10 protein-coding genes are annotated in these 14,038 nt (G+C 42.7%); all 10 read left to right on the top strand.

Features of this window, described 5'->3' with window-relative positions:
* Positions 1–69: 69 nt before the first annotated feature.
* The 10 genes from WBJ10_RS14905 to ftsZ all read left to right on the top strand — a co-directional run bounded on the left by WBJ10_RS14905 (position 70) and on the right by ftsZ (position 13,887).
* The gene (locus WBJ10_RS14905; RefSeq protein ID WP_424291681.1) at positions 70–2,169 is read left to right on the top strand and encodes a penicillin-binding protein; all 2,100 of its coding nucleotides are present in this window, start codon (positions 70–72) and stop codon (positions 2,167–2,169) included.
* On the top strand, positions 2,169–3,629 hold the full coding sequence (locus WBJ10_RS14900) for a UDP-N-acetylmuramoyl-L-alanyl-D-glutamate--2,6-diaminopimelate ligase (RefSeq protein WP_424291679.1): 1,461 nt from the start codon (positions 2,169–2,171) through the stop codon (positions 3,627–3,629). The genes WBJ10_RS14905 and WBJ10_RS14900 overlap by 1 nt, the downstream gene beginning before the upstream one ends.
* Positions 3,629–4,870, top strand: a complete 1,242-nt coding sequence (gene mraY, locus WBJ10_RS14895; RefSeq protein WP_424291677.1) for a phospho-N-acetylmuramoyl-pentapeptide-transferase — start codon at positions 3,629–3,631, stop codon at positions 4,868–4,870. Before WBJ10_RS14900 ends, mraY begins: the two co-directional genes overlap by 1 nt.
* The gene (murD, locus tag WBJ10_RS14890; RefSeq protein ID WP_424291675.1) at positions 4,870–6,222 is read left to right on the top strand and encodes a UDP-N-acetylmuramoyl-L-alanine--D-glutamate ligase; all 1,353 of its coding nucleotides are present in this window, start codon (positions 4,870–4,872) and stop codon (positions 6,220–6,222) included. The genes mraY and murD overlap by 1 nt, the downstream gene beginning before the upstream one ends.
* A 72-nt stretch (positions 6,223–6,294) precedes the next feature.
* Positions 6,295–7,458: an FtsW/RodA/SpoVE family cell cycle protein gene (locus WBJ10_RS14885; RefSeq protein WP_424291673.1), complete on the top strand. Its 1,164-nt coding sequence runs from the start codon at positions 6,295–6,297 to the stop codon at positions 7,456–7,458.
* A 3-nt stretch (positions 7,459–7,461) separates the two neighbouring features.
* A complete protein-coding gene (gene murG, locus WBJ10_RS14880; protein ID WP_424291671.1) occupies positions 7,462–8,559 on the top strand; it encodes an undecaprenyldiphospho-muramoylpentapeptide beta-N-acetylglucosaminyltransferase in 1,098 nt (365 codons plus the stop codon).
* A gap of 13 nt (positions 8,560–8,572) precedes the next feature.
* On the top strand, positions 8,573–9,928 hold the full coding sequence (murC, locus tag WBJ10_RS14875) for a UDP-N-acetylmuramate--L-alanine ligase (protein WP_424291669.1): 1,356 nt from the start codon (positions 8,573–8,575) through the stop codon (positions 9,926–9,928).
* The gene (locus tag WBJ10_RS14870; protein ID WP_424291667.1) at positions 9,921–10,781 is read left to right on the top strand and encodes a cell division protein FtsQ/DivIB; all 861 of its coding nucleotides are present in this window, start codon (positions 9,921–9,923) and stop codon (positions 10,779–10,781) included. The genes murC and WBJ10_RS14870 overlap by 8 nt, the downstream gene beginning before the upstream one ends.
* Before the next feature lie 10 nt (positions 10,782–10,791).
* Positions 10,792–12,144: a cell division protein FtsA gene (gene ftsA / locus WBJ10_RS14865; RefSeq protein ID WP_424291665.1), complete on the top strand. Its 1,353-nt coding sequence runs from the start codon at positions 10,792–10,794 to the stop codon at positions 12,142–12,144.
* A gap of 120 nt (positions 12,145–12,264) precedes the next feature.
* Positions 12,265–13,887, top strand: coding sequence for a cell division protein FtsZ (gene ftsZ / locus WBJ10_RS14860; protein WP_424291663.1), 1,623 nt, complete (start codon positions 12,265–12,267; stop codon positions 13,885–13,887).
* Positions 13,888–14,038 lie beyond the last annotated feature (151 nt).

The following is a 14,038-nucleotide window of genomic DNA, read 5'->3' as shown; positions in this document are numbered from 1 at the left end:
CTAACTATTAATCACTACTACAAACCACTAACAACCAACAACCAACAACCAACAACAAACAACAAACCCGTGAACATCAGAACCGACATACTACTACGCGTGTACATAGCCTTTGGGCTTATTGTACTTTTAGCGTTTGCGGTTTTGTTTAAGCTTTTCCACGTTCAGTATGTTGAAGGAAGCAAGTGGAGAGCGATGGCCGACAGCCTTTCTACCCGTTTTGCCAATGTTGAAGCTTCCCGGGGAAATATCTATGCTGTTGACGGAAAAAGCCTGCTTGCAACTTCCGTACCTGAATATGAAATTCGGATGGACCTGATGGCAGGTGGGATTGAAAAGGATGAGGTATTCTATGAGAAAATCGACTCCCTTGCTGCTAAGCTTTCGTCCTTTTTCGGTGACAAATCTGCGAAGCAATACTCCAGGATGCTAAGAAATGCAAGGGAAGATAAAGCCCGCTATTTTTTGTTGAAACGCGACGTTACACATCAGGAGTTAAAAGCCATTCGTAAGTTTCCTGTGTTCAAGATGGGAAGATATAAAGGGGGATTGATCTCTGTGCAGAAGAACAAAAGAATTATGCCATTTCAAAGCCTGGCTGCCCGTACCATTGGATATAAGAATGAAAACGTGCAACCGGTTGGTTTAGAAGGTGCCTACAGCTCTTATATCGATGGCGAAAGCGGAAAACGACTGGTTCAACGAATTGCTGGTGGGATTTGGATGCCTGTAAATCAGGATATAGAAATTGCCCCTAAAGAAGGTGCAGACATCATATCAACTATTGATGTTAATATGCAGGATGTCGCTCAACGTGCCTTGAAAAAACAATTAATTGCAAGTAATGCCGACCACGGGACGGTCGTATTAATGGAAGTGGCAACAGGGCAAGTGCGGGCGATTGCCAATTTTAGCAAGGTTAGTGAGGGGGTTTATAAAGAGAAGTTTAACTATGCAATTGCCGGTAATCAGGATCCGGGCTCAACGTTTAAAGTAGCCTCCTATATGGCTTTGCTGGAAGACAATAAAGTGGACACAAACACCCTGGTTGGGACCGGTACCTACCCTATACCAGGAAAAATTATTACGGATTCTCACGGCAGTATAGGCACGGTTACGGTAAAAAAGGCCTTTGAAGAATCATCAAACGCCGCAATAGCAGAGCTCATTAACAAGGCATATAAGGCAAATCAGTCTGCTTTCACAGATCATTTATACAGATGGAGCTTGCATGAGAAATTAGGTTTGCAAATCCCCGGGGAGGCTCAGCCAGTGGTTAAGAATCCCAGTAATAAAAGCTGGAATAAAAACATGACCCTGCCGCAGATGGCTTATGGATATGAAATGCAGCTTACTCCCCTTAAAATGTTGTCCTTCTATAATGCCATAGCGAACGACGGAAAATATATCGCCCCGATTTTTGTTAAGGAAATAAAGAGACTGGGAAATACTGTTGAACAGTTTACAGCAAGAGTGATAAATGAAAAAATCTGTTCGGATGAGACCCTGGGTAAAATACAGGCGATGCTGGAAGGCGTTATTACCGAAGGTACGGGAAAGTCAATTATAGAAAGTCCTTTTTATAGGGTAGCCGGAAAATCCGGTACGGCACAAGTTGCTGACGGCAATAAGGGATATAAAGCGAAACGTCAGTATCAGGCATCATTCTGTGGTTATTTTCCTGCAGATAATCCGAAGTACTCGCTGATCGTTGTGATTAACGACCCGAAAAATGGATATTATGGTGCGCAGGTTAGCGGGCCTGTGTTTCGTGAAGTGGCCGACAGAGTATATGCCAGTGACGTGAGCATGTATGACGGAATGAAGGATGAGAAATTGGCCGGGAATATCAACATGCCGTCAGCGAAAGCAGGACAAAAAAAGGCGACTCAAAGAGTCTATAAAGCTTTCGGAATAAAGACATTGTTTGCTGCAAACGCAGAGTACGTTACGGTTGATACGAATAAAGGCGTGGTAAATCCTGAAATAAGAATACTGGAAGGATCGGTTCCGGATGTAAGCGGAATGGGGCTCAAAGATGCTTTATATGTGTTAGGTAACTCCGGGCTGAGACCGATTGTCAGAGGCAGCGGAAAAGTTATAAAGCAATCGATCGTTGCGGGTACCAGAGTAGGTAAAGATTATCCAATAGTTTTAGAATTGAAATAATGAAAATACTAAAGGATATATTATATGGTGTTCCTCTAAAGCAGGTTTCCGGTTCCACAGAAATGGAAGTGGATTCTATTTGTTTCGATTCAAGAAAAGCCGAACCAAGCGGACTTTTTGTAGCCGTTCGTGGAACCTTGTCGGATGGCCATGATTTTATCGAAAAAGCGGTTGGCCTTGGTGCAACAGCAATTGTATGTGAGACTTTGCCAGTTAAACTCCAGATAGGGGTAAGCTATTTCTTGGTAGATGATTCGGCGAAATCGCTGGGGATTATTGCTGCGAACTATTTTGAACATCCTTCTTCAAAGCTTAAGCTAGTAGGGGTTACAGGCACGAATGGAAAGACAACAGTAGCGACGCTTCTTTTTCAACTATTCCGCGATCTTGGATATAAATGTGGTTTGCTCTCAACGGTGCAAAATCAAATTAACGATCTTATTATCGCATCAACACATACCACGCCTGATCCAATTGCGCTAAACAGCCTGCTGCAAGATATGGTTGACAGCGGTTGTGATTATTGTTTCATGGAAGTAAGTTCCCATGCAGTTGCACAGCATAGAATTTCCGGACTGCAATTCACGGGCGGTGTGTTTACAAACCTCACGCACGACCATTTGGATTTCCATCAAACTTTCGATGCCTATCTAAAAGCTAAGAAGGCTTTTTTCGATACTTTGGAAAGCAATTCATTCGCGCTGACGAATATTGACGATAAGAATGGGATCATTATGCTGCAGAATAGTCGCGCTCATAAGAAAACCTATGGGTTGAAAAATATCGCGGATTTTAAAGCGAAGATTATAGAAAACCATTTCAGCGGCCTTCTTCTCAATATTGATGGAGAAGAAGTATGGTTTAAAATGGTAGGCAGTTTTAATGCATACAATTTGCTTGCGGTGTATTCCACCGCGATGTTGCTTGAGCAGGATCGTGCCCGGGTGCTTATTTCTCTGAGCCGCTTAAGTGGCGCTGAGGGAAGATTCGATTATACCGTGTCGCCTTCAGGCATTATTGGAATTGTAGACTATGCACATACACCAGATGCGGTACAAAATGTTCTTCATACCATACAGGATATCCGTACAGGTACTGAACAAGTAATTACGGTAATAGGTTGTGGCGGCGATAGGGATAAGAGTAAGCGTCCTGTAATGGCGCAGGTAGCATGCGACTGGAGCAATAAGGTCATCCTGACTTCTGATAATCCACGAAGTGAGCCGCCGGAACAGATTATCCATGACATGGAAGCTGGAGTAATGCCGCAAAATAAGAAGAAAGCAATTTCAATTGTCGACCGAAAAGAAGCAATACGCACAGCATGCCATCTGGCAAAGCCGGGCGATATCATACTCGTCGCAGGCAAGGGACATGAAAAATACCAGGAGACAGCAGGGGTAAAACATCCGTTTGATGATAAGCAGATTTTAAATGAACTTTTAAACCTGATGAGCTGATGCTATACTACTTATTCACATGGCTGGATCAGCATTATAATCTACCGGGGGCAGGTGTGTTTCAGTACATATCATTTCGTACCGGCATGGCTGTTATCCTGTCTTTGTTTTTAACTACGGTTTATGGAAGCCGGCTGATCAGAATCTTAAGCGCCAAACAGGTTGGTGAACCTGTGCGGAATCTGGGATTGGAAGGGCAAATGCAAAAGCAGGGAACACCTACAATGGGGGGGCTTATCATATTATTGGGGATACTTTTACCAACTCTGCTATTTGCCCGCCTGGAAAATATTTACATCATACTGATGCTGGGTACTACGGTATGGATGGGTGCGATAGGATTCCTGGACGATTATATCAAAGTTTTTAAGAAGGACAAAGAAGGGCTAGCAGGCAGGTTTAAAATTATGGGTCAGGTCGGACTTGCACTGATCATTGGCTGGACGATGTATTTTCACCCGGATATTGTTGTCCGCGAGCAGGTTCCTTTTCCTACTGTTTCCGATGCCCATACAGAGGTTCGAAAAAAAGGTAACGAGTTATATTACACCCAGGATGTTAAGTCAACACAAACAAATTTTCCTTTTTACAAGGATAATGAGTTTGATTACGCCAAGGTCTTGACCTTTTTCAATGAAGACCTTAAAAATTATTCTTTACTAGTATTTCTGCTGGTTGTTATCGTGATCGTGACCGCGGTTTCTAATGGTGCTAATTTAACTGATGGTATTGATGGACTAGCAACAGGTACATCCGCCATAGTCGGGATTACTCTCGCCATCCTGGCATACGTTTCCGGTAATACCATTTTCGCAGATTATTTGAATATCATGTATATCCCGAATTCCGGGGAGCTGGTAGTATTCGCTGGAGCATTTGTGGGTGCATGTGTAGGTTTCCTATGGTACAATTCTTATCCTGCTCAGGTATTTATGGGAGATACAGGAAGTTTGGCCATTGGCGGAATTATCGCGGCTTTTGCTATTATGATCCGTAAGGAGCTTTTGATACCGGTCCTTTGCGGAGTTTTCCTTATTGAGAATCTTTCTGTGATGATCCAGGTTACTTACTTCAAGTATACGAAACGTAGGTTTGGGGAAGGCCGCCGTGTTTTCCTAATGTCGCCCCTTCACCATCATTATCAGAAAAAAGGATATCACGAGTCGAAAATAGTAACCCGGTTCTGGATTGTCGGGATTATCCTTGCCATTTTAACTATTGTAACCTTAAAGCTCCGATAATGCAGGATAGAAAATATATCGTTGTTCTGGGAGCCGGCGAAAGCGGGGTTGGCGCAGCTTTGCTCGCACAAAAGCAAGGTTATGAAGTCTTTGTTTCTGATATGGGACCCGTTGCTGAAAACTATAGTAAAGAACTTCAGAAAGCCAATATCCCTTTCGAACAAAATGGACATACTGAGGAACGTATTTTATCAGCTACCGAAATTGTAAAGAGCCCCGGAATTCCCGACAAAGCCCCAATCATCAAGAAAATACTGGAGAAACAAATTCCAATCCTTTCAGAAATTGAATTTGCCGGGCGGTATACCGACGCTAAATTGATTTGCATTACCGGGTCGAATGGCAAGTCGACAACGACGATGCTAACCTACCATTTACTCAAAGATGCCGGATTAAATGTTGGCCTTGGTGGGAACATCGGAAAGAGTTTTGCAAAGCAGGTTGCTTTTGAAAAATACGATTATTATGTACTTGAGATCAGCAGCTTCATGCTTGATAATATGTACAATTTTAAAGCTGACGTCGCGGTTTTACTTAACATAACGCCAGATCATCTTGACCGCTACGATTACAAAATGGAGAACTATTCAGATTCTAAATTTCGTATCATCCAAAATCAGGGTGCAAATGATGTATTTATTTACTGTGCTGACGATGCAGAGATTAAATCGGGACTGGAGAAACGCAATATTTCTTCACAATCCTTTCCTTTTTCAATAGAAACTATCCTCAACAAAGGAGCCTGGCTGGAAGGTCAGGAAATAACAATTAACCTTAACCACAATAATCAAGAACTTCTTACCATGTCAATTACCGAATTAGCCCTGCAGGGCAAGCACAATATTTATAACTCTATGGCCTCTGGCATAGTAGCGAAAGTGCTTGAATTACGAAACGAATCCATACGCGATAGTATGGGGAGTTTCAGCAACATTGAGCACAGACTGGAACATGTTGCCAAGATTTCAGGAATTGATTTCATCAATGATTCAAAAGCAACAAATGTAAATTCTACCTGGTATGCACTTGAAAGCATGCCTGGAAAGGTCGTTCTTATCCTTGGTGGTGTGGATAAGGGAAACGATTATAATATGCTTAGGGATCTTGTTAAGGCAAAGGTTAAAGGAATTGTTTGTTTGGGGAAAGATAATAGGCGCATTCACGAAGCCTTTGAAGATGACGTTGAAGTTATTGTCAATACTTTCTCTGCAAGTGAAGCGGTTCAAATTGCTTATCACATGGCAAAGAAAGGCGACACGGTGTTGCTTTCTCCTGCCTGTGCAAGTTTTGACTTGTTCAAAAACTATGAAGACCGGGGAAATCAGTTTAAGAAAGCGGTAATGGAACTGTAGTTGGATGTTAGTTAAGGGTTTTTGGAAAGAGAGAGCCAAAACCCACTAACACTAAGCCAAATTTCTGATAATATGGAAAGACTCATAAATAAAACTAAAGGCGACCGGTGGATCTGGCTGATAGTGATCTTACTGTCAGTATGGTCGCTGCTGGCGGTGTACAGCGCTACCGGAACCCTGGCCTATAAGAAAGGTGTGGGCAGTGAGCAGTTTCTGATCAAGCACCTTGTGATGATCATTGGGGGTATTGCATTGATGTATTTCTCGCATTTGCTGGATTATCGTCATTATGCAGGAATCTCAAAAATCCTGATGATTATAACAATTCCATTGTTGCTCTATACACTCATTTTTGGGACGAACGTTAATGAAGCGAGCCGCTGGGTCACTATTCCTATCATCAATCAGACTTTTCAAACGTCGGATATGGCAAAGCTCGCCTTAATAACCTTCCTGGCCCGAACTCTCAGCAAAAAGCAGGAGAATATTAAAGATGTTAAGAAAGCTTTTATTCCTATAATGGGCTCCGTCTGCGGTGTATTCGTATTAATTGCGCTTGCTAACCTTTCCACTGCTTTAATGCTTTTCGGTGTTAGTATCCTGCTTCTCATAATGGGTAGGATCAGTATCAAACAGATTTCTATTGTAAGTATTGCCGGTTTAGTCTTATTGAGCGGGGTAATGCTGTTAGGCCCGAGGCGTCAAACATATATGTCGCGGATTGAAACCTACCTCCATCCAGAGAAAGCAAATTCTGATAAATCATTCCAGGCTAATCAATCTAAAATAGCAATAGCTACAGGAGGTATTTTTGGTAAAGGCCCGGGGAATAGTACACAACGGAACTTTCTTCCCCACCCGTATTCCGACTTTGTATTTGCGCTGATTATAGAAGAATACGGACTTGTAGGTGGAGTTGGATTGGTGATGTTGTATCTGATCTTCCTGTATCGATGCGTGTTGATTGTCACCCATAGCCCCAAAGCTTTTGGTGCTTTGCTTGCGGCGGGCCTGAGTTTTAGTCTTACCATACAAGCCTTCGCAAATATGGCGGTGGCTGTCGGACTGGGTCCCGTAACTGGTGTACCTTTGCCGCTCGTGAGTATGGGAGGCACGTCAATACTTTTCACCAGCGTGGCCTTCGGGATAATTCTTAGCGTGAGCAGGGATAATGAAGAAAAGAAAGAAAAAAACAATGAAAAAGTAATTGTCGGGGAAATACCGGCGATGGGTTAAAATATGGAGAAGCGAGTGATAATAAGCGGTGGCGGCACAGGGGGACATATATTCCCGGCTGTGGCAATTGCTAATGCACTTAAAAAAATATCTCCGAACATTGAAATACTTTTTGTGGGAGCGAACGGCAGAATGGAGATGGAAAAGGTTCCCGCGGCCGGATATAAAATCACCGGGTTGGATATTCAGGGTTTTCAAAGAAAATCCTTATTAAAGAACATCCTGCTGCCTTATAAAATGGTAATGAGCCTGATCCGCTCGAGAAGTATAATAAAAGAGTTTAAACCGGATATAGCGGTTGGTGTTGGAGGCTATGCATCGGGCCCGCTGTTGTATACGGCATCACTAATGAAAATACCGTACCTGATACAGGAACAAAATTCTTATGCCGGGATAACCAATAAAAAATTAGGTAAACATGCAGCCAAAATATGTGTGGCATTCCAGGGAATGGAGCAGTTTTTTCCTAAGGAGAAGATCTTAATAACCGGCAACCCGATACGTAAGGATACAGTAGAAATTGAAGGCAAACGGGCAGCTGCTTTTGAGTTTTTCGGATTGTCTCCCCATAAGAAGACAATTTTGATAACAGGCGGAAGCCTCGGTGCTGGCACACTTAATAAATGTATGCTTGCCGGGATTGATAAAATCGTAGCTGAAGATGTTCAGCTTATCTGGCAAACAGGAAAGTATTATCACGAGTCACTTACCCAGCAGTTAATTGGAAAAGAACACATTAATATAAAAGTTCCCGAATTCCTTCAAAAAATGGATTTCGCTTATGCTGCAGCTGATGTAATAATCTCGCGGGCTGGGGCAGGAACAATTGCGGAATTGTATGTCGTTAAAAAGCCGGTGATACTTGTTCCATCTCCTAATGTTGCAGAAGATCACCAAACTAAAAATGCAATGGCATTGGTAAAGAACGATGCTGCGATTTTGGTTAGGGACATAGAAGCTGAACAGAATTTGGTGGACATTGCGCTCGCTTTGCTTAAGAATAATGAAAAGTGTGAGAAATTATCGGAAAATATAGGCAGGATGGCATTGCCTGATGCAGACGAAGTTATTGCCAGAGAAATATTAAAGATAGCTAACTAAAGAATTAACAGAAATGGAGTTAGAAAATATTAAGAGGGTTTACCTAATAGGAATTGGCGGGATTGGAATGAGTGGCCTTGCCAGATATTTTAAGAAACGGGGCTGCCTTGTTTGCGGTTACGACAAAACCTGTACTCCGTTAACTTCTGCTTTAATGAATGAGGGAATCCCTGTCGTTTTTCATGACGAAGTCGATAATGTACCGTTGAGTTTCCAGGAAAAGGATCCTAATACCCTGATTATATATACTCCGGCAGTTCCTAAAGATTCGCCTTTATTAAACCATTTTAAGTCGGGCGGATTTGCATTTAAAAAGCGCTCGGAGGTGCTCGGCATTTTAAGTAAGGGTATGTTCACTATTGCGGTGGCTGGAACACATGGTAAGACTACCACTACGAGTATGATTGCTCATGTTTTAAAAGATAGTGGGTATGATTGCTCAGCATTTCTTGGAGGAATAGCGACCAATTATAACAGCAACGTATTGTTTGGTGATAATAATACTATGGTAGTGGAAGCCGACGAATTTGATCGCTCTTTCCTAACCTTGCATCCGGATATTGCCATCGTGACCTCAATGGATGCAGATCATCTTGACATCTATGGAGATAAAAGCCACCTGGTAGACTCTTTTAAGCAATTTACCTCTCAGTTAAAGTCTGGCGGGAAGCTCTTGTTCAGAAAGGGGCTCGATCTACAGAGCGGTCAGACCTACGCTGCAAATGCCGTGGCAGATGTTCAGGCAGTTAATGTTCGTGTGGAGAGCGGAAATTTTCACTTTGATTTCAAAAACGGACAATTAGTTATCGAGAACATAGAAATGGCCTTGCCAGGACTTCATAACATTGAGAATGCTGTTGCGGCCGTTGAAGTGGCACTTCAGCTGGGGATAGACCCCGATAAAATCCGGACGGCCCTTGGCAATTTTAAAGGAGTGAAACGCCGTTTTGAATATATCGTCAGGAACGAGGGCCATGTTTATATAGATGACTATGCCCATCATCCTGAGGAGCTGCGTGCTTGTATAAAGGCAGTTAAAACCCTGTATCCTGATAGAAAACTAACTACTGTATTTCAGCCGCATTTGTTCACACGGACAAGGGATTTTGCTGAAGGCTTCGCGGAAGTTCTGGGTATGACGGATGAACTGATTCTGCTTGATATCTATCCTGCAAGGGAATTGCCGATACAGGGCGTAAATTCTGAAATGATCTTAAATAAGATAGACCTGGCAAATAAACGCATAATGAGCAAGAGTGAAGTTATTGATTATGTTAGGAAGGAGCAACCTGAGCTTTTATTGACAGTTGGTGCGGGAGACATCGACACTTTAATTGAACCCCTAAAAAAAGCACTTGAAAATGCTTAAAAAGATCAACTGGAAACTTATTCTATACTGTTTCACATGGGCGGTGTGTCTCAGCGGGCTCCTTGTGCTAATGAGTTTCATTAGTGTCAAGAAGAATACGCAGAAATGTACGGACCTGAAAGTGATGCTTCCCGGGAATAATAACTTGATTGAACGTGACGAGATTGACCGGATACTCCTTGAGAGTAGCGGAGTTCTGGTTGGCAGGAACCTGGATGATATAAACATACATAAGCTGGAAAGTTTATTAAAGGCTAATCCTTTTATCGAATATGCAAAGGTTTTCGCCGACATGAACGGTGTTATACATGTAGATGTTCGTCAGCGTAAACCTTTGATCAGGATAATTAACATGGCTAACGTCAATTTCTACATTGATGAGAATGGCTTCAAAATACCCATGTCAGATAATTATACTGCAAGGGTATTGGTAGCTAACGGTTTGATTGATGAAGATTTTTCAGGTAAGGTCGATACACTTTCATCCCAAATGGCACGCGACCTTTTCCGGATGGCTAAGTTCATTTGTCAGGATACACTGTGGAACGATCAGGTAGAGCAGCTATTTGTAAGCCTTAAGGGGGATATCGAAATAGTACCTCGTGTTGGGGATCACAAAATAATTTTGGGCACAGCAGATTCTTTAGACACGAAGTTTCGGAACCTGCTCGTGTTCTATAAAAGAGCGATACCAAAAGTGGGCTGGGATACCTATAAGACAATCAATCTTAAATACGCCAATCAGATCATTTGCGAAAAAAATATTATAGATAGTGCTGCTGTTGCCCCGGTCGAAATAAAACGGCCAGGCGATACCACACTTGTAACAAAACTGGATTCAACCTTAAATTAATGCACATAACATGGACAAAAGTAACTCAGCTTCAGCCAAAAATTCACCAATAGTAGTAGGCCTTGACATCGGTACTACAAAGATTTGCGTTACCGTGGGGCGCAGAAGCGAACATGGAAAGATAGAAATTCTTGGTATGGGAAAAGCCGAATCTGCGGGAGTAACCCGCGGTGTGGTCTCAAATATTCAAAAAACTGTGCAGGGTATTATGCTTGCAGTTGAAGAAGCAAGCGCCCAGTCTAATGTGGATGTAAAGATCGTAAACGTTGGCATCGCGGGCCAGCATATCAAAAGCCTTCAGCATAGAGGGATCCTTACAAGGAAAGATCTTAATACCGAGATCCAGAGAAAGGATATTGATAAGCTTATCGAAGATATGTATAAGCTGGTAATGCCTCCGGGTGAAGAAATCATCCATGTCCTTCCACAGGAGTTCACTGTAGATAATGAGCCGGGTATTAAAGATCCTATTGGCATGGCAGGTGTGCGTCTCGAAGCGAACTTTCACATTATATCCGGACATGTCAGTGCTGTTAAGAATATTATAAAATGCGTTGGCAATGCAGGCTTGGAAACGCAGGAATTGATCCTCGAACCACTTGCTTCTTCTGAATCGGTGCTGAGCGATGAAGAAAAAGAAGCCGGGGTTGTTTTGGTCGACATTGGCGGTGGTACTACCGACCTTGCAATTTTCCACGAAGGAATTATTCGCCATACGGCAGTTATTCCGTTCGGAGGGAATAGCGTTACTGAAGATATCCGTGAGGGATGTTCGGTTATGCGCAACCAGGCTGAGTTATTAAAGACACGTTTCGGATCAGCATTGGCTGAGGAAAATAAAGAAAACGAAATCATCTGTGTGCCGGGGCTACGCGGCAGAGAGCCGAAAGAGATTTCAGTTAAGAACCTGGCATTCGTTATACAGGCCAGAATGGAAGAAATTATCGAGCATGTCTACTATGAAATTAAATCTTCAGGATATGAGAAAAAACTTATCGCTGGAATTGTTATCACTGGTGGCGGAGCACAGCTTAAACATTTACCTCAACTAGTAGAGTATGTAACGGGCCTCGATAGTCGTATCGGCTATCCAAATGAGCATCTCGCTAAGAATGAGGTTCTTCCTAAGCAGACCTATGACGAGCTGAAGAGCCCTATGTTTGCTACCGGTATTGGACTTCTTATAAAAGGTATTCAGAAGGCTGAGCAAAATGAAGAATCAGGAAAACGGACTGGTGTTTCCGAGGAGAAAATCCCGGTCGCTGATAAGGCAAAAAAGAGCTTTGGCCTTTTTGAGAAAATTTTAGCTTCAGGAGCGAAATTCATCAAAGATGATATCAAGGATGAGGATTACATCCGTTAATTATCCACAAAGTGCGGAGTTTCCCACATATCTAACAAATGTGGATAACCTCTGTGGATAAATAGCTAATATTACGGCAGGAACTGTCAGAAACAAAGATTTACCTAACTGATAAGAGATATGCAGTTTGAAATGTTAAAAGAAAAATCATCGATCATAAAAGTTATCGGTGTTGGTGGGGGCGGCGGAAACGCTGTGAACCACATGTATCGCCAAGGGATTACAGGTGTTGATTTCATCATTTGTAATACAGATGCCCAGGCATTGGAACTGAGTCCGATACCTAATAAAGTTCAGCTTGGTGCCAGCCTTACAGAAGGTATGGGTGCCGGGTCAATTCCTGAAGTTGGAAAGAATTCCGCCATCGAAAATATTGACGATATAAAGCGTATGCTTGGCAGCAATACCAAGATGCTATTTATCACCGCCGGAATGGGCGGTGGAACCGGAACTGGTGCCAGTCCTATCATCGCGAAAGCGGCGAAGGAAATGGATATTTTAACCGTTGGTATCATAACCACTCCGTTTTCTTTTGAAGGAAAACGCAGGAAAATCCAGGCAGAAGAAGGTTTAGATGAATTTAAGAAATACGTTGATTCGTATTTGGTTATTTCCAACGACCGGCTTCGGGAGATCTTCGGCAACCTTACCCTTGGATCCGCATTCGCACAGGCAGACAATATACTCACCACTGCCGCAAAAGGCATCGCTGAAATTATTACCATACCGGGTTATATCAACGTCGACTTCAAAGATGTGCGCACGGTGATGAAAGAGAGCGGTGTTGCAATAATGGGGAGTTATGCTGCTGAAGGAGAAAACAGGGCTTTGAGAGCGGTGGAGGGTGCATTAGCATCCCCTTTACTTAAAGACAATGAGATCGAAGGGGCTCGTTATATACTTTTAAATATCAGCTCAGGGGATAAAGAGGTTACTATGGATGAGGTTAGTATTATTACTGACTATATCCAGCAGGAAGCGGGGCTTGCTGCAGATCTGATATGGGGAAATTGTTCTGATGAAGGACTGGGTGAGAAAATATCTGTAACTATCATAGCCACCGGATTTCAGACTAAAGAGGAGCGCGAAGTGGAGAAGAGCCAGGTCCGTAAAGTGTCATTGCTGACACCAGAACAGGCTCCGCTTGTGAGACCCGTCCACGAAAATACTTTTATCGCACCTAAAGTCGAGGAAGTATTGGAGCCCGTACTTAAAAAAGAGGAAAGCCAGGTCGACCTTTTCGCCGGTTATTTCCAGAGTTCGCCTAAAGTGGAAGAAGTTAAAGCCCCGGAACCGGATTATGTACGTCATACGCTGAATGATGAGATACCTGCTGATAGTGTGAAGCCAGAACCGTCATTCGAATTTGAGATTAAAACCGAAGAGCTGATTTTTAAGGCCGAAACTGTCAGGGAAGAAAATTTACCACCTGTGCAAACCTGGGTTGAGGAAGAAGCACAGGTTCCGAACCCCGATGAGAATAAAACTGATGAATCAATCGAAGAGCAGCTGAGGAAATCCAAAGAACGAATTCTTCGCTTGAAAGATTTGAGCATGAAGCTGCGTACAAGTAACGGCTTGCAGGAGCTTGAAAACGAGCCCGCTTATAAACGCAAGCAAATGTCGTTGCAGGATGTTCCTCATTCTTCTGAGTCGCAGGTGTCACGCTTCACTTTAAGTACAGAAGATGGGATAACTGAGATCCGCCCAAATAATTCTTTTCTGCATGATAATGTAGATTAAGGGCCGGAATACATGAAAAAGCCTTTATTCCTTTTGCGAATAAAGGCTTTTTTGTTTTATGGCATTATTATTACATGCTAATTAATTAGCTTTTGATAATCAGGCCGGTAAATCTTAACTTTGCCGCAAACAATACGCAAACATTTAATAC

Origin of the sequence: Daejeonella sp. (assembly GCF_049655485.1) — a bacterium.
Classification (GTDB): Bacteria; Bacteroidota; Bacteroidia; order Sphingobacteriales; family Sphingobacteriaceae; genus Daejeonella.
The sequence above is the reverse complement of the archived record's forward strand: the minus strand, read 5'-3'. Positions and strand labels throughout refer to the sequence as shown.